Genomic DNA, 18,528 nt, shown 5'->3' on the forward strand with positions numbered 1-18,528 from the left:
CTAGGACAGTATTGTGAGTACTCAAGATCATCATTTATTGCATCCAAAATATCGACCGGATATTGATGGTCTTCGGGCTATTGCAGTACTAAGCGTCTTGGTATTTCATGCGTTTCCAGAATGGGTGTCCGGAGGATTTGTTGGAGTCGATGTTTTTTTTGTCATTTCCGGCTATTTAATTTCCACAATCATTTTTGAGAATGTTGCTCAGCAACGTTTCAGTTTTAAAGAGTTTTATGTAAGACGGATTAATCGAATTTTTCCAGCGCTATTCCTAGTGCTTTTGGTTGCTTATGCTTTTGGTTGGTTTAACTTGCTGGCAGATGATTTTGCCCAACTTGGTAAACACATTGCTGGTGGCGCTGGCTTTATTTCAAACTTGATGCTTTGGAATGAGAGTGGCTATTTTGATAAGGCTGCCGAAGTAAAACCTTTACTTCACCTATGGTCCCTAGGTATAGAAGAGCAGTTTTATATCTTTTGGCCCATTTTTATCTATTGGATGAGTCGTTGGCCAAAGCGGGTGTTGCCGGCAATTGCGATTGTGGCTGGGTTATCTTTTGTTCTGAACGTAGCATTTATCTCAAGCTATCCCGTCGCCACTTTTTATTCTCCGCTCAGTCGTTTTTGGGAGTTGCTATTAGGATCTCTCTTGGCGTATTGGACTTTGTATTCTTCCTCCGAAAGGCAGATCTCTGCCACCTATAAAAATATTGCTTCAGTTGTCGGTCTTGGCTTGATTATTTTTGCGGTATTGATGCTAAATCAAAAGAGTCTTTTCCCGGGTTGGTGGGCCTTGCTTCCCACAGTGGGAGCTGTTCTGATTATTGCTGCAGGACCTACAGCATGGTGCAATCGAATCATTCTGAGTTTCCGCCCGATGGTATGGGTTGGTTTGATTAGCTTCCCACTGTATTTATGGCATTGGCCCTTGTTGGCTCTTGCTCGTATTCAAGAGGGCGATACAGTCCCTATCGCAGATCGAGCCATTTTGGTAGCGCTATCCATTGTGCTTGCTTGGTTGACCTATCGTTTTGTTGAACGGCCTATTCGATTTAATGCTAAATACCGTACACAGAAAAATGTTGCTCTAGTTTTTTTGATGATCTTGGTGGGCTACTTAGGCTTTAATTGTTTTGATCGCAAGGGTATTGAATTTCGCCATAAGTTTTTTATCAAGCAAATTTCCAGCTATACCTTTGATAAGGTTGCAGAACAAAGACAGCGTACTTGTTTCTTGATGGATAAAGGTGATGACTTAACTCATTTTTCTCGATCATGCATACACGACGATAGACCATTTAAGTTGGTGCTTTGGGGGGATTCTCATGGGGGATCCATCTACCCAGGGTTTAGTGAGCTGGAAAGAGAAAACGATCAAGTGAGCGTGACGCAATTTACCGCCGCTGGTTGTGGTGGTTTGATGCCCTCAGAAGAGCAAGGCCCTTTCTGTCGTGATGCGAATACACTGGCACTCAAAGAAATCTTACGACTCAAGCCTAATTTAGTAGTGATCTACAAGGCTTGGCATCCACATTACTTCTCTTTAGTTCAACCCACTATTGAAAAACTGAAGAGCGCCAATATTGATGTGTTGGTTATTGGCCCAACCCCTAGGTGGACTGATGATTTGCCAAGAGCGATTTATCGTTACTGGAGAAAGCATAAAGAGCTACCGCCCGCCTATGGTTATGAGGGAGTTGCTCAGAATTTGCTGGTGATGAAGACGGATGATCTCTCTGAGCTCCAGAAAGACTTTAAGTCTCAAAATATGCCATTTCCGGTTCAGCTTGAACAGGCGAATCGACGCAAGGGGTTGCAAGAGTCAAAACAAGCCCTTCAAGAGCTCAATCAAGTTAAATTTGGCCCGTATTATTCAGCCAGCGCACAAATTTGTAGTGAAGATGGTTGCTTTATTCCCATGAAAGTGATGGATGCCGATTTGAAAAAACTGGTGATAGCAAGTGGCGGTACTTATTACTCGGCATACGACCGTTTTTGCAATGAAGAGGGTTGCTTAAATCGTATTCCTGGCGCTGATAATGCCTTGACTACTTTGGATCAGGATCACATTACGCCAGCGGCAGCTAGGTATTTAGTCCAGGGTTTAGGTCAGTCGGAGCAGACTAAGAACCCGCATTTGCGAAAGAGTAGCCCCTAAATATGAAGCGCTTATTGAGGGATCTTTGTAAGCGCTACACCTTTTACTTGGCTGGAGACCAAGCTGTGGTCAATTGGGTTGAGCGTTTACGATCCTCCTGAGGTGCTTTTATCGGATTAATGTTAGTGCTTACTATCTAAAAAAGCCTTGTTGAGATTTGGGGTGCCTTAAAGCTATGAATTTGAATAAATCTCCGCAGATTTAAAAGCCTTTAAAATCAATCACTATTTCAGGCGCTTGTACGCCGAGTATGTATCAGCTGAAGGCGTAATAATCTTTAATATGACCCAAGTTACCCCTGTCATCCTTTGTGGTGGATCTGGCACTCGCCTATGGCCTTTATCACGCGCCGGCTACCCAAAGCAGTTTTTGGCGCTATCAGGTGGCGATGAAGGCAAAAGCCTATTTCAGGAAGCGGTAATCAGGATCAATTCCATTGCTCAATCTGGTGTTGCTCTAGGGCACACCTTAATTGTTACCAACGAAGACCATCGTTTTTTGGTTTTAGACCAGCTGCGGGATATTGCAAACATTGGCGCTACTTTGCTATTGGAGCCAATTGGGCGCAATACTGCACCGGCTCTTGCTCTAGCAGCATTGTGCGCTCAAGATGATGGCGATCCTATTTTGGTTGTTACCCCAGCGGATCAGACGGTAAAAAACAGTAATGCTTTTATTAAGGCGTTGCAAGATTGCGTAGCGTTGATTGAGGGGGACTCCAGCAATCAAACGATAGCCATTTTAGGAATTACTCCTAGCGCCCCCGAAACCGGTTATGGGTATATCAAGCGTATCGGTTCTGCTGGTGATTATGGCGACTTTACGGTTGAGAAGTTTGTGGAAAAACCAGATTTAAAAACGGCCGAACAATATTTGGCTAATGGAAATTACTTTTGGAATAGCGGCATGTTCGTCTTGCGGGCCAGCACTTGGTTGGCAGCGTTAAAAGAATTTCGTGCGGATATTTTTTCTGCATCAGAAAAGTCTTGGCAAGCACGAACACAGGATAAGGCGGAGCAGACGAGTTTTATTCGTCCGGGCAAAGAAGAGTTCCAAACTATTCCTAACGAGTCAATTGATTACGCAGTGATTGAGAAATGCCCTTCTTCTAGTCAATTTAAGGTGAAGATGGTTGAGCTCAACGCAGGCTGGAATGATTTAGGTGCATGGGATGCGGTCTGGCAGGTTGGTAAAAAGGATGCGCAGGGTAATGTTACTAGTGGTGATGCTTTGTTAGCTAACTCTAAAAATTCATTAGTGCATGCTAGTAATCGCTTGGTCAGCGCAGTCGGTATTGAGAATCTCATCATCATAGAAACAGCTGACGCTGTATTGGTTGCCGATAGAAATCATAGTCAAGATGTTAAAAATATCGTTACCCGATTAGAAGAGCAAAAACGTGAAGAAAAAAATCTTCATCGCAAGGTGGCGAGACCTTGGGGCTGGTACGATAGTATCGATGAGGGCAAGACGTTTAAAGTTAAGCGTATTCAAGTCAAGCCTGGAGCTAGCCTTTCTTTGCAGATGCATCATCACCGTGCTGAACATTGGATTGTCGTTAAAGGAGTTGCAGAGATTACAAACGGTAAAGAAGTGATGACATTAAATGCAAATCAAAGTACCTATATCCCTCAAGGGCAGACTCATCGCCTAGCTAATCCAGGCAATACTCCCTTAGAGATTATTGAGGTGCAGTCTGGAAGTTATTTGGGTGAAGATGATATTGTCCGCTTTGAAGATACTTATGGTCGCACGTAGTGCTTCATAATCCAGAACAACATAAAAATTAGACTAGATCAAAAATGGTAGATAAACAAAAAGTTGCCCTAATCACTGGAGTTACTGGTCAAGACGGCTCTTATTTAGCTGAGTTTTTGCTTGAGAAGGGCTATGTGGTCCACGGTATTAAAAGAAGGGCATCCTCTTTTAATACCGAGCGTGTCGATCATTTGTATCAAGATCCCCATATCAATCATCGCCATTTTGTTCTGCATTATGGTGATTTGACTGACTCTAGTAATCTGACTCGCATTATTCAACAGACTCAGCCAGATGAAATTTATAACCTGGGTGCTCAAAGTCACGTGGCAGTTTCATTTGAGTCGCCTGAATACACGGCAGACGTAGATGCCATGGGCACGTTGAGGATCTTAGAGGCTATTCGCATTTTGGGCTTGGAGAAAAAAACTCGCTTTTATCAAGCATCGACCTCTGAACTTTATGGCTTAGTTCAGGAAATTCCACAAAAAGAAACAACCCCGTTCTACCCCAGAAGTCCTTATGCGGTAGCAAAGCTCTATGCTTATTGGATTACGATTAATTATCGCGAGGCATACGGTATCTATGCGTGCAACGGAATATTATTTAATCATGAGTCTAAAAGACGGGGTGAAACCTTTGTCACTAGAAAGGTGACTCGGGGCTTATCCAATATTGCACTTGGACTGGAGAATTGCTTGTATATGGGCAATATTGACGCACTTCGTGATTGGGGCCATGCTAAGGACTACGTACGGATGCAATGGCTAATGTTGCAGCAAGATATGCCCGATGACTTTGTGATCGCTACTGGGGTGCAATATACCGTTCGAGACTTTATTGTTAAAAGTGCGCAGCAGTTGGGTATTACGCTTCGTTTCGAGGGCAAGGCCGAGCAAGAAATTGCAATTGTTGAAACTATTGATGGTGATAAGGCGCCGGGTATCAAGATCGGAGACGTGATCGTTCGCATTGATCCACACTACTACCGCCCAACAGAGGTAGAAACCTTGCTTGGAGATCCTACAAAAGCCAAGGAAAAATTAGGCTGGACACCGCAAATTACTCTAGATGAGATGATCGCTGAAATGATTGATCATGATCACGCTCAAGCTAGTCAGCATGCCTTATTGCGTGAGCATGGTTATCAAACCTCTTTTGGTAAAGAAAATTAATTACTTATCTATGAATAAAAATATCGATCAAAAGATTTATGTGGCCGGTCATATGGGTATGGTTGGCTCAGCAATTGTGCGAGCTTTACAAAAAGATGGTTATCGCAACATCATTACGCGTACGAGAGCCCAGCTAGATCTTACTAATCAAGCTGCTGTGAGCGAGTTTTTTGCAGCTGAAAAACCAGATCAAGTGTATGTGGCTGCTGCTAAGGTGGGGGGGATTTACGCCAACAATACTTTTCCTGCGGAGTTTATCTATCAAAATCTCATAATAGAAGCCAATATCATTCATCAGGCATTTATTGTGGACGTAAAAAAATTACTTTTTTTAGGCTCAAGCTGTGTTTATCCTAAATTAGCAGAGCAGCCTATGATTGAAGAAGCACTTTTGACAAGTAAGCTAGAGGCAACTAATGAGCCCTATGCGCTGGCAAAAATTGCTGGCATCAAAATGTGCGAGAGCTATAACCGACAGTATGGTGTTGATTATCGCTGTTTAATGCCAACAAATTTGTATGGACCAAACGATAACTATCATCCACTTAATAGCCATGTTGTGCCTGCGCTGATTCGTAAAGTGCATGAGGCTAAAGTAGCCGGAGATCCTGAGGTACCTTTATGGGGAACTGGAACGCCAAAACGCGAATTTTTGCACGTCGATGATATGGCTAGAGCAGCTATTTTTGTAATGGAGTTATCGAAAGATTCTTATGATAGTTGCACAACTCCAATGCAGAGTCATCTAAACGTAGGTTGTGGCAGTGATATTACTATTAGAGAGTTAATAGATACGATTGTTGGTGTTATTGGTTATCAAGGTGAGGTTGTCTTTGACGCCGACAAGCCTGACGGTGCACCACGTAAACTGATGAATTCCCAAAGAATTTTTGGGTTGGGCTGGAAGCCAAGCATTAGTTTAGAGGATGGTATAAAAAATGCTTACGATGATTTTGTAGCAAATGCGAGTAAGTGATCCAAAAAATCGAGCTGAGAAGTTCTGTTATTGGTTAGTTAGTTAAATTATATAAGTGAGGTATGGTGTGTTTTGGAAACTACAAGAAAATGCATTATCTGAATTAGATCTTCAGAATTTGGTCAATTTTATTGAGACTTCTGAGCGTTTTACTCAGTCTACAAACGTCGCTAAATTTGAGGCGGAGTATGCTCAGTGGCAGGGTTGTGAATACTGTGTTTATGTCAATTCTGGCAGCTCTGCCAATTTAATAATGATTGCTGCAGTAAGCGAGATGCAAGACTGGCCAGTTGACGCTGAGGTTCTTGTTCCAGCTGTTACTTGGCCGACAACTATTACACCAGTCATGCAGTCGAAGTATAAGCCGGTCTTTATTGACACTAATTTGAGTGATCTTTCGTTTGATTACGATAAGCTTGCGGCTGCCATTACTGAAAAGACGAGAGCTATTTTTGTGGCTCACTTGTTGGGGTTCCCAGCTGACATTAAAAGAATCCAACAAATTATCGGTGATCGTAATATTGCTCTTCTTGAGGACTGCTGTGAGTCTCAAGGTGCTACGATTGAAGGCAAAAAAGTGGGTAACTTTGGCTTAGCAGGATCATTCAGTTTTTATTGGGGTCATCATATGACCACAGTAGAAGGTGGCATGATTTGTACTAATGATGAAGAGTTTTATAAACTTCTCTTACTGAAACGTTCTCATGGCTTAGCGCGTGAATTACCGGAACGCTTTCACGCCAAAATTAAGAAAAAATATCCAGATATTGACTTTAATTTCCTATTTTTATCCGATGGGTTTAATGTTCGCAATACGGAGTTACATGCCGTATTGGGTTTATCTCAATTACCCAAGATGAATGGTTATATTGATATTCGTAATAAGAACTATAAAGGCTATTTAGATATTTGCGATAACTACAAAGATTATCTGCATGTTATTAGACCAGAGTCTGGTTATTCTTCTTTTGTGCTCCCTTTCTTTTTTAAAGACGCTAAGAAAAAATTATTATTTCAGAGTTGCATGGAGGAAGAGGGAATTGAATCGCGCCCACTCATTAGTGGTAACTTGCTTAGGCAGCCTTTCTTAAGCCGATATTATGATCCTGCTAATTTTAAAAATGCTGACTTTATTCATGAAAATGCGTTCTATATTGGAAACAATCAATTTGTGGATGACGCCAGAATGGAGCGCCTATCGCAATTAATGAGGGACTTTTTTAGCAGGCACTGAACTTATTTAGCCTTGCCTAGCGAAATGGCCGGTATTCTTCATGAGTGATCGGCCATTGCGTTTTTATAGAGAGTCACTAGGGATTTATCAGCCAATCAAGCTCAGCGCTAAGTGGCCCTGCTAGAAGTTTTAGCCCCCTATCTTTATTCTGCTTTTAAGAGTGCGGGCACATTCTTGGCTGCCCATAAGGTGAAGTACTTTTGTAATTCAATCGATCCATATTCAGAGATATGCCCTTGATCGCGATTAAGGGGAAGGCCATTGGTGATATAAGAGCAGGTAGTATCGTTGCAGTACATGGCATTGGGATCAAAAAAGAGCGCCGATGGATCTGCTGAAAGAATAACGTTTTTGATAGGCTCAAACTGTCTTTGAAGTTCCTCTAGTTTTTCGTGAGAAAAAGAGCAATCTTTTACTTGTTTTCGAAAGGGTGTGCTGTAACATTGCTTTGGATCAAAATTGGGTTGTATATGTGGTGTAAAAACTATCAATTGCACAGGATATGCTTTAAGTGCCAAGACTTCATTTCGCACGCCCTCGAGATAAGGCGGATTGATTTGATCTGCAAAGCCAGATAGGATGACAAACTGGATCGATTGGTGTTGAGCAATTAATTGATAAATAAAGGCGCGTTCGATCGATGGGCGCTTATAGGCACAGGGATGCTTGCCAACCGTATCAGGATCATCATCAGCAAGACCAACAGCGCAAGAGCCAATACTTAGGATGCTCTTCTGGCGAAAATTAGCATTGTTGATAAATCCAGGGTAGAGGTGATTGGCAAAACTGCTACCTAGGATAATGATAGAGGGCGGATTTTCTTTGTTTTGAATGCAAAACCACCAGCCATATTCTTTTGCCTCTAGAAAGGGGTGCTGATTTAAACAATTTTGATTTTGCTTGTATTTCCATTCGGCACCCACCAGTTGATCGCGTACTGCTTCAGTAACCGTAATGTGATTGAGCTGCGCTCTATAAGGATAGCCTTTGCTCATGACAATATGTGTCCCAAGTAGTCCCAAAAAGGCTAGCCAGGCAATCAGCGCATAAACCTTTTTTGTGGAATGGCCGCCAAATCGTATAGGCTTTTCAACCAGAATATAGGTAAGCCATGAAAGCGCAATAGCTAGCACCATCAGCCAAAAACGCACATGTGAGCGTACTTCGCCAGCCTCAATCAGTTTGGCAAAGGCCAAAATGGGCCAGTGCCACAAATACAGGGGAAAGCTAATTAGTCCAATCCACACCATCACTCGGTTCGAGAGTAAATAGCGATTGATCCAGGCTTTTTCACTGGCTCCAATTAGGCAGGCGGTGCCAAGGACAGGAAGTAGCGCCCACCATCCCGGGAAATGGGAGTGCTTATCAATAAATTTGCTGCCTAGCGCTATCAATAATAGGCCAAATATAGAAATACACTGCCTGGGGAGGACCTTGTTCTTGAAGAAATCACCCTTGTTATATAGCGTATACCAGGCTAGCATGGCGCCTACAAGGAGCTCCCAAAAGCGCGTTAAGGGGGAGTAAAAATCAGCTACCGGGTCAGCGTTAAGTTCATAGAGATTTAGGGCAAATGAAAAAAGCGCTAGCGCAATGATTGCAATTGGCAGATTGACTTTGAATTTTGAAGCAAGCCACAGAATTAGGGGTGAAAATAAATAAAATTGTTCCTCAATACCAAGGCTCCAGAGGTGTAGCAAGGGCTTGAGCTCTGCAAGAGTATCAAAATAACCACTCTCACTCCAGAGTACTATGTTGGAGATAAAGAGAGCTCCAGCTACGGTATGCTTGCCGAGTGACTGATATTCATCGGAGAGTAGTGCAAACCACCCAAATATCAGACATGTAGATAGGACTGTTAATAAGGCAGGCAGAATCCGTTTAATACGTCTTATATAGAAGCGCCTAAAGCTAAAATTACCGAGTCCCAGATTAGTAAGGATGATGGTAGAAATAAGATATCCAGAGATGACGAAAAAAATATCAACCCCAATAAAGCCCCCAGGCATTGATTTAGGAAAAGCATGAAAAATCACAACCAGTAGAACGGCAATAGCCCTTAAGCCATCAATATCTTTACGGTAATGGTGGGCAGTGATTGGTAAACTCATTGGTAAGTAAGTAAGTAAGTAAGTAAGTAAGTAAGTAAGTAAGTAAGTAAGTAAGTAAGTAAGTAAGTAAGTAAGTAAGTAAGTAAGTGGATGGATTGTGTGAGTAAAAAGGGTTAAATAGCTAGTGGAAGCTGATCTTAATGTACAACACTGCGAGGTTATTTGTAATACCGATTTTCACAACTAGTGCTGGGTCATTGATGGAACATGCCAATTTCATCGTTGCACTGAAAGCTGATATTAAATAGAGAAGTAAATTATTGCCCGTAGGATTAGTGGATTGAGATTTTTTCTATTAAAGGTGAAGTAGCGATTCTTATTACAATTTACACAATTGGGCGCTAAAATAAACATTGATGATTCAATTTTTGTTGATTCAGCTCTCAACAGTATTATCATAGTTGACATGTCATCAGCTAATAAAAAATTCAATCTTCGCTATACCTTTCTGAGGGAATATTTCCGATGGGTTGATAAATTAAGTAACTGGAATCTAAAAAGGCGCAAGACAGGACTTGCTAAGCGCCACCAAACTGGCCGAACTTTCCGTGCCGACATTCCAAATGTATATATTCACAACTATGGATATGAGTGGATCCACTTATCATCAATTCAAAAATCATTCGAGTTTAATTGGGTAGATGATCCGGCAATTGCAGATGCTGTAGTTTTTATCACTATAGTTGATGAGGGTTTGAATCTAGAGAATAAAAATATCTTTATTTTTTATACCGAGCCTGAAGTCTATACGAAAGTTCATTTTAATAAACTCAGCCACAACTTCTTTAAAAAAAATCGCGTTACTGTAATAACTCATCATCCAGACCCTGCTTACTTTTTAACACCAACGGGACCTTTTGAATTTATTAGGTCAATAATCTACACTCCATTTTTGCATGGCGCGATAGCACGGGACCTAAGCGCTATAGATGGGCGAAGTAGGAACAAAAAAGTATTTACCATCACTTCTGCTCTCTCAGGTATTGCGGGAAACGATAATAAAAAGAAATACATTGAAAAGCTGATCGAAAGAGGCTCTGAGTTAGATGTTTATGGGCGCTTTTCTCGCGCCGCATATTCTGTAAAAAATTACAGGGGTACTTGCGCATATAAGTACAAGTTACTAAGTAAGTACAGATACAATTTAATTTTAGAAAATTCACCAGATGAAGACTGGTATGTAACCGAAAAAATCTATGATGCATTGCTTTGTGGGTGTATGCCCATATTTCATGGCAGTCGAAGGATTTACGAACTATTTCCGGCCAAATGGTTTTATCACTTACCTAGCTTTGAGGATCATGAGTTGGATAGATTGGAGGAATTTATAAAGACAGATGCCTACTTAATTGTTGCAAATAATAGGAAAGAGATCGCAGATTATATTGATAAAAACTTTTCTTTTTTTTCAGCAATCGATAAAGTAGTAAATCATCGACTAGTTGAATTTACTATTTAATACCAGCACTTTGGCAGGGGAAAATCAGTTTTATTGGCAACATTTGACTTATCAAGTGGGTGCGGAAAATTTAAACTCCTTGTCCTTTGAGTGATTCTATCTTTTCTTAAGAAAGTAAATTCCATTACTGGTGGGACAGAAAAACCATTAGAAACTATGGGCTGATTGCAGTTATTCGGGTGAATGTGAACAACTTCAAAGCTATTAAGTAGTTTTGTAAAGGTTAGGTTTATTAATTCGAAGCCCATCGGATTGAATAAGTTTTCTAGGCCGTGAAATTCAATGACTAGGATTCTGAATTTATTTAATGTTTCCGTGGAGGTATCAAAAATAACAGAATATTCTGACTCTTCAATATCCATCTGAAGCAATAAGTCGTCATTTGTTTGGGCTTTTAATTGAACCCAAGTGTCCAACGTCATAAATATTTCATTATTTTTTGGGCCAAGATATTTTTTTTCAAAATCAAAAAGAGGATTATCAACTGGCGGTTTATCGACGGAATAATCGGCAAGATAACATCTTATCCCTCTCTGTGTTAATTCGTTTTCAAAATCGGCTACTGTGGAGACGCCTGGTGAAAAACAAGCACCAATATTCTCAATATCATTTGGAATTAAATAACCCCCATCTGCTACCCCGCCAACCCTAACTAAATCATGGTTGGTATTTATAGGTCTAACGGATTCAAGAAATTGAGCAATCTTATTATTATCTGTTACATCAGCTAGTAAAAGCTGCCTATCAAGCAATAGTTTTCTGATGCCGTTTCTTAGATGACCCATGTTGCAGTTCTCGATTCTGATATTGGGTTGAGATAAAGATGCAATTTTAGCATGTGATTTTAATGAATATGGAGTAAGTGTAGGGTTGAATGAGGCTCTTCCAGTGTATGCAGATATTTTTCCTAAGTACCTTTGATGGCTATGAATTTAATATTGCGTAATATAGAAATTCATAGAAAATACGAGGTTAAATATGGATTTAATAATTAGTATTTGCAGAATTAATTGAACGATATATTAATAAATTATTTGCAATGATATTCAGCGAAGATTATGGTTAATGCTCTAGCCAAAATGAGATTTGCCCACTTGAAAATGAGGGATTTAATTTGCTATAAATAAATTGCTTATGTCTTAAGTATTGCGATACACCCTTTGTGTGACCTCTAAATAGCATCATCCAGAGCTCCCCATTGCCAGAGGTGGTGATGATGAATTTCGATTTTGAAAGCAACAGGATGCTTGCATAAAAATTAATATAGTTGTGACTGCTTCGATAGTTGTTTTGCTCCGCATGCTCTACTAAAAAACAAGCACCTCCTAAGGCGTCGAAGATATATTGACGAAATTTACTCTCATCCGTTTGTACGGCAAATCTCAAATTTGGATGACTTGCTTTTAGGGCCAACGCTTTTCGAAGCATTTCTTCGTAGGATGGCTGGATCGTTTCCAATTCTTTATCAGTTCCGCGAAACCGAATCACACAGGTATTTTCTGGGTCAAAGTGAGAGCAATGGGCAAGATTATTCATTACATTTTTGATGATCGCTGTCGGTGAAAAATATTTTTTTATAAAAGGATTGACATCATTAAAGTTGAGGTTTGCATAACTAGAAAACTGCTGTTCATCAAGGCTGTTTGTTATATGCAGAGGGCGACCTGACCAGGTAATATGAATCTCATTATTTACAGCAAACAATTCAGAACTAACATCTTCATTTTCACTTTTATAATCAGAAAATTGCTCAGAGCTATCCACCAAAAAAGGTGTTTTATGAAAATGGTTAAAGTGCTCCAGAATTTTTTCAAGACGGACCGTACAACAAGAAAATATTCCTGACCCCTCGGTAATTTTTATTATCCCCCTAGCCATGAGAATCTGATCAATCATAGATTTGAAGGGTTGCGCTTTAAAAACAGATTTGATAGCCGGTTTAAGGTAGCGATAAAATATTAATGGAATGCGTACTTTTAACAGGTATGGCTTGAGACGATCCCATTTTTCAAAACTGACATAATCAAATGGGGCAAGTTTTATTCTTGCAATCGTTGTATGCATTAAATCAATATCCCCAATAAGGGAATGACCAAGTCGGTGCCAAGGTTGCTGGGATAACTCAATCTCATTAGGATAATGATGGGCAATAAAAGTACCTAGGGTTTCATACTCACTAAAACTATTAGGGATAGTAAAGTTAATGGCCTTTATAAGGGCCTCGCCCCATGGCTGACCAAATTTTTGTTCTATCGTTTGACAGAATTGCCTAAACCAAAATACTTTTATTGGAAAACATTGTGCGATAAATGATTGCTCAACTACTTTAGATAAGCCCAATAGTTTATTAACGGTGTCAAAATATGGAACATGGAATTCACTGCCGAGATAGTAGTGAAGTTTTTGTCCGCCAGCATCAAACTGCAAAGGCTTTAATGGTACGGTGTCGCCATCCCAGAGTAAAATGACCGCATCGTCTGGCCTTGATTCAATCGCAGCCAGTTTAATAAATTGTTGAATGTACCAATTTGGGTTTGAGATCTTGAGGGAGGTTATTTGAGATATCTTAGCTTCAAAAGGCCGGGCATATTTGGATTGGGGTTCAATGAAATATTGAGCTGGGCTAATTTGTAGAAAATAGTCGACATCTTGATCAGGAACGATTACTGTATATTTTTTTGCAGGAATCCTCCTCAAGAGTTGGCGGCTGGCTATCTTCCATATGTGCGCATCTTGGTAACAGCATAGAGATATAATTTCATCAAATAGCATTAGTTGCATGCCCTTAATAGTTTGTTTATGAGGTCATTATAAATGCGTTGCCTTTAGAACAATCGAATAATCCATAAATACTAGGTTTGGTTAGTAAATATGAAGCACTTTTTAGTAAAGCAGATCAATAGAGTTAATTTCAAAACCGCATTAGAGTTATTTATGCTGCTATCTCTATTGGTAGTTTGGATCGTTTGGCCCTTGCGCGGTACAATTGCTGCTCGTAATATTGCCTTGGTTTTAGGCGCCATTTCTTCGATTGCATGGCTGTGCATAGAGCGGCCAAAATTTGTAATGATGGATCTGCTTCCTATAGGATTTTTATTATGTGTACCAGTGTGGCTGCTAAGCCTATATGTTTTTAATCCAATAGTTCCATATTTACAGTGGGATGACTTGCGAGGTACTTGGTTGCGGGTGGTTATTGAAATAATATTCGCTATTGGCCTTGGTAAACTATACCTTTCTCGAAAACAGTATCAAAAATTTTTTCTCTGGCTTTTATACATTTGGCCAGTAGTAATTTTATTGCTATTTATCAGTCAAGGAATATTTACCCATTCATGGTTTGGCGAGCAAATTTATATTTACGTATTTAAAAGTAAGGTTGCTGGAGTTTATTTTTTAATATGGTCATTAGTGCTGTGTTTTGCAATGGCTCATTGGGGTCTAATTAAGAAAATCCACTACAAATCAGCCATATTTATATCAACGACCATCTCAAATATTACATTAGTAGTTTTATTTTTTATTTGTATTGTTGATTACTTTTCGCTACTCTCATTAAATGGTTTTATAGTGATATTTTCTGGTTTAACCTTCTTTGTCTACTTGGTATTGCTGCACGGAAAACAACAACTTAGTGGTGGTCGATATTTTCCTGGGATACGTTTTTTTATTTTGACAGGCTTCGTTGCTTTTGCGCTTACAGTTGTTACTTATGATATGAAGTATTCTAGTGGAAAGCTAGCCAACTTAGTCACTGATATTAATTTCATTGTCAATGACGATACTACAGGCGCTTGGAAATATGGTGGCGGGGAATATCATGGCATTTATCCGCCGATAAATACTATAAGCAGTACACAAGTTAACAGCAGTACTTATGAGCGTGTTGCCTGGGGTCTTGCGGGGCTAAAATTCTTGAAATCTCACCCCTTTGGACTGGGGTATACGGGTCAGGCCTTTTCATACTACATGGCAAAAAATTATCCTGGATCAGTTGCAACCAAAACCCATAGTGGCTGGTTGGATTTTGCATTAGGGGCTGGATTGATTGGCCTTCTTTTTGTCTGGGCTGCAATGGGAGTTATATTTTGGCGCGCAATGATTGTTATAAAAGATGCAATAATTTTAGATCCAATGCCTATTTATATAGGCTGGTCTATTAGCATCTTGATGCTCTTATGGTTTATAGCGGAGTTAAGCGATCGAGAATATATAGAGCATTTTACTTTTATGCTGACATTTTTTAGCATTTCTGTTGGCATTCAAAAGCCTTTGGCTCAGAAGATGTGAATGTTTTTATATTGCCCTGATTAAAGTCATGCTGTTTAAATTAATTAACTATATAAAGTAAATAATCTTGAAAAGATCTTTATCTATCATTTTCGTTCATAGCGGTGATGCTTCTCCCCCAATGTGCATGATAGATTCCGTTGCTATTGCATGCCAAATTGCTCCCAACAGCAATGTTCTTGTACTGGTTAACCAATCAAACATTTCGATACTTCAATATCAATTGCAAAGTCGTCATCATATTCAGCCACATAATTTAGAGTGGCTGTCGATCGAGTCATTGGGGGAAAAAGATTTATCCACCAAATTTTCTCTAAATGCAAAAGCTGATAAAGATTTTAGAAATGGATTTTGGCTGCAAACTGCCAATCGTTTCATGTTGATTGCGGATTTGATGGCAGCCTTAAATCTTGAGAATTGCTTGCATCTTGAAAATGATAACGTACTATATTTTGATCCAAGCTCAAAATTAGCATCTTTTAGGGCTCATGCGCGCTTTGCAATTCCATTTGATCGCTCTAGAGCTATTCCAGGAATTGTATGGTACAAGGATGCCAAAATAGCTCAAGATTTAGCTCACTATATTCAGGATCGATCTGAAGTCCCAGATTTTGATGTTATCAGGCAGTTTTGTGATTCTGGACGGTTCGATGCCAAACCATTGCCAACAATGAGTCCAGCATACGCAAAAGCTAAAAATTTATCTCTAAAAAATTATTGTGATGGATATGAGCAATTTGGTGGCATTTTTGATGCGGCTGCTATTGGGCAATATATTGGTGGTGTTGATCCCAGAAATATTGCTGGTGACTCCCGCTTCTTTATTAATGAAAGTTCGGATTTGGGTATAAATGAGTGCGAGATAATATGGAATTTTGAGGGAACAGCGCGTTATCTTAAGTTAGGTATACAAGGGGAATGTATCAATGTGCTTTCTCTTCATGCGCACAGCAAGGATTCTTTGGGTGTATCTCCCTTTAATAGGGTTTGCATTGATGATGAAAATTGCATCATCACTGGTGAAATGTTGCAAGAGAAGGCAGAATTAACCATTACCTCAAGTGAGGTTACTGCCTTTCACGGGAGTGAAAATATTCGAACAAATCATGTGCTAGAAATTCACAAAAAGGAAGTCGGTAAATTTTTTAGAAAAAAAATAATTAATGCTGCCCCAGATGAAAATTGGATTGAGATCTGCAAGAATGCTAAAACAATTTTTGTGTACACGCATTTATTGGATTACTTTAAAAAATACGTTTTAAAACGATTGAATGCACCATTTATACTGATTAGCCACAACTCTGATGATAGCGTCAGCATAGAGCATTTAGATATTCTGAACTATCCCTATTTAGATACATGGTACGCACAAAATTGTGAGGTAGGTCATAAAAAAATAGCCGCTCTACCAATTGGTTTAACAAATAGGCAGTGGGGGGGGGAGAAAATTAGGCTGACAATCAAAGTGTCAAAACGTTATGACAAGACTAAGTTAGTTTATTCCAACTTTAGTCTTCGTACCCACCCCAGCAGGATTGCGTTAGCTAGCATTGCGTCTAAATTGGGCTTTATAACAAAAAGTCAAAATTTGCCGTATGAGAATTATTTAGAGGAATTAGCGTCGCATCGGTTTTGCCTTTGTCCACGTGGAAATGGAATCGATACGCATCGCTTCTGGGAGGCGCAATATTTAAATACAATACCTATTATTATTAAGTCAGATTGGACTTCGGCATACTCAGGATTGCCGATTCTTATATTGAATGATTGGGATGAGCTTCAAAACATCAATCTATCTAAAGAATACATCCGAATATCATCTAGCTTTTTTTGCACAGACTCTCTTAAATTAGATTTTTATCCCATTGAATTGTCGGCATAGCTATGAGTATGAATGTACTGATTTATGGGGCAGGAGAAGCCGGTACTCAGATTGCTGATTATTGCGAAAAGTCTAATGTTTATTGTCTAGTTGGTTTTATTGATGATAATTCTGCGCTCTATGATAAGGATATCAAGAAGATTCAGGTGTATCCGCCTGAAAAAATTGACGAGCTAGTTAAAAATCTTGATGTAAAAGAAATTTTTATTGCAATTCCATCCGCTCAACGAGATCGGTATCAGGCAATTCTGCGTAAATTGAGTGCCTATCAAGTCCATTTAAGAACATTGCCAAAGTTAGATGATATTAATGACGGCAAAGTTAACCTAGAGGATGTCAAAGAAATTAATATTGAAGACTTATTGTTGCGCTCGCCAGTTAAGCCGATAAGTGATCTTTTAGGTCAAAATATAATTAATAAGGTAGTCTTAATAACTGGAGCTGGTGGATCAATTGGCAGTGAGCTTTGTAGGCAAATTATTAGACAAATGCCAAATCAAATTATCATAATTGACTATTCAGAATTTAATTTATTCACAATATCAGAAGAGCTTTATGCGTTTGCGAAAAAAATTAATTTTCCTAGATCGGCTATTTTTTCATTGCTTGCATCAGTTTCAGATGAGATGCAAATTCGGTCAATAGTTGAAAAATTTAAACCAAGCACCATATTTCATGCTGCGGCATTCAAGCATGTAAGTCTTGTTGAGAATAATATTTCAGCAGCATTTAAAAATAACATAATAGGAACGTTAAATGTTGCAAAAGCAGCATATGAGCTTGGAGTAAAAAACTTTACCTTAATTAGTACTGATAAGGCTGTGCGACCGACTAGTGTAATGGGAATGTCGAAAAGACTCTCTGAAATGATCTTGCAATCATTTGCATCCCCGAAGTTTAAAAAAAACATTTTTCACGAAACATGCTTTTCAATCGTAAGGTTTGGAAATGTATTGGGCTCATCGGGTTCAGTGGTTCCTATCTTTAGGGAGCAAATCACACGGGGTGGACCCGTTACAGTTACTCATCCAGAGGTAACGAGGTACTTTATGACTATTAGTGAAGCTGCGGAACTTGTAATTCAGGCCTCATCACTTGCCAAAGGGGGGGATATGTTTTTGCTGGATATGGGCGAGCCGGTAAAAATTTATGAGCTCGCTAGAAAAATGGTTTGGCTATCAGGCAAGACTGTTAAAAGCTCCAACAATCCTTCTGAAGGCATTGAAATCATGTTTACGGGCCTAAAGCCTGGTGAAAAGTTGGTTGAAGAGATGTTTATAGTGGATTCATCAGAGCCAACTAGGCACCCTAAAATTGTTAGAATTCAAGAAGATTTTTTAGATTGGGAATTTTTTGGGTCAAAGTTACTTGAAATAAACTTTAATAATTGCGATGAAGCAGATGCTATGTGCAGAAAATTTTTGGCCTTATATACTCAGCAGTCGATTTTTCAATTGAACTGACCTGATTTTTAGTACCACT

The 18,528-nt window shown here is 39.5% G+C and carries 12 protein-coding genes; 9 read left to right on the forward strand and 3 right to left on the reverse strand.

Annotated elements, in window-relative coordinates:
• The first annotated feature begins 13 nt into the window (after nt 1–13).
• From FD967_RS01535 to FD967_RS01555, 5 genes are all read left to right on the forward strand, one after another.
• Complete coding sequence (locus FD967_RS01535) at nt 14–2,161, forward strand: acyltransferase family protein (protein WP_215326334.1); 2,148 nt, start codon at nt 14–16, stop codon at nt 2,159–2,161.
• A gap of 282 nt (nt 2,162–2,443) precedes the next feature.
• Nucleotides 2,444–3,919 (forward strand): mannose-1-phosphate guanylyltransferase/mannose-6-phosphate isomerase, encoded by a 1,476-nt coding sequence (locus FD967_RS01540; protein ID WP_215326335.1) that lies wholly within the window; start codon nt 2,444–2,446, stop codon nt 3,917–3,919.
• 44 nt (nt 3,920–3,963) lie between these two features.
• Nucleotides 3,964–5,094, forward strand: coding sequence for a GDP-mannose 4,6-dehydratase (gmd, locus tag FD967_RS01545; RefSeq protein ID WP_215326336.1), 1,131 nt, complete (start codon nt 3,964–3,966; stop codon nt 5,092–5,094).
• A gap of 10 nt (nt 5,095–5,104) precedes the next feature.
• On the forward strand, nt 5,105–6,070 hold the full coding sequence (locus FD967_RS01550; protein ID WP_215326337.1) for a GDP-L-fucose synthase: 966 nt from the start codon (nt 5,105–5,107) through the stop codon (nt 6,068–6,070).
• 67 nt (nt 6,071–6,137) lie between these two features.
• Entirely contained in the window at nt 6,138–7,304 is a 1,167-nt protein-coding gene (locus FD967_RS01555; RefSeq protein WP_215326338.1) for a DegT/DnrJ/EryC1/StrS aminotransferase family protein, read from the forward strand.
• Nucleotides 7,305–7,447: 143 nt separating this feature from the next.
• On the opposite strand, the gene FD967_RS01560 is transcribed toward FD967_RS01555, so the two are convergent.
• On the reverse strand, nt 7,448–9,415 hold the full coding sequence (locus FD967_RS01560; RefSeq protein WP_215326340.1) for an acyltransferase family protein: 1,968 nt from the start codon (nt 9,413–9,415) through the stop codon (nt 7,448–7,450).
• Nucleotides 9,416–9,821: 406 nt separating this feature from the next.
• Between FD967_RS01560 and FD967_RS01565 the strand changes: the two genes are divergently transcribed.
• Nucleotides 9,822–10,874 (forward strand): glycosyltransferase family 10 domain-containing protein, encoded by a 1,053-nt coding sequence (locus tag FD967_RS01565; RefSeq protein WP_215326341.1) that lies wholly within the window; start codon nt 9,822–9,824, stop codon nt 10,872–10,874.
• Here the strand turns inward: FD967_RS01565 and FD967_RS01570 are convergent.
• Nucleotides 10,871–11,659: a hypothetical protein gene (locus FD967_RS01570; protein WP_215326342.1), complete on the reverse strand. Its 789-nt coding sequence runs from the start codon at nt 11,657–11,659 to the stop codon at nt 10,871–10,873. The two genes, FD967_RS01565 and FD967_RS01570, sit on opposite strands and share 4 nt — an antisense overlap.
• 277 nt (nt 11,660–11,936) lie before the next feature.
• On the reverse strand, nt 11,937–13,655 hold the full coding sequence (locus tag FD967_RS01575) for a DUF6492 family protein (RefSeq protein WP_215326343.1): 1,719 nt from the start codon (nt 13,653–13,655) through the stop codon (nt 11,937–11,939).
• Nucleotides 13,656–13,745: 90 nt separating this feature from the next.
• Here FD967_RS01575 and FD967_RS01580 point away from each other — a divergent pair, with 90 nt between their 5' ends.
• The 3 genes from FD967_RS01580 to FD967_RS01590 all read left to right on the forward strand — a co-directional run bounded on the left by FD967_RS01580 (nt 13,746) and on the right by FD967_RS01590 (nt 18,509).
• The gene (locus tag FD967_RS01580; protein ID WP_215326344.1) at nt 13,746–15,164 is read left to right on the forward strand and encodes a hypothetical protein; all 1,419 of its coding nucleotides are present in this window, start codon (nt 13,746–13,748) and stop codon (nt 15,162–15,164) included.
• A gap of 67 nt (nt 15,165–15,231) precedes the next feature.
• Nucleotides 15,232–17,046: an exostosin family protein gene (locus FD967_RS01585; protein WP_215326345.1), complete on the forward strand. Its 1,815-nt coding sequence runs from the start codon at nt 15,232–15,234 to the stop codon at nt 17,044–17,046.
• Nucleotides 17,047–17,054: 8 nt separating this feature from the next.
• The gene (locus tag FD967_RS01590) at nt 17,055–18,509 is read left to right on the forward strand and encodes a nucleoside-diphosphate sugar epimerase/dehydratase (protein WP_215326346.1); all 1,455 of its coding nucleotides are present in this window, start codon (nt 17,055–17,057) and stop codon (nt 18,507–18,509) included.
• Nucleotides 18,510–18,528: the final 19 nt, after the last annotated feature.

This window comes from Polynucleobacter sp. JS-Mosq-20-D10, from assembly GCF_018687755.1.
Taxonomy (GTDB): Bacteria; Pseudomonadota; Gammaproteobacteria; order Burkholderiales; family Burkholderiaceae; genus Polynucleobacter.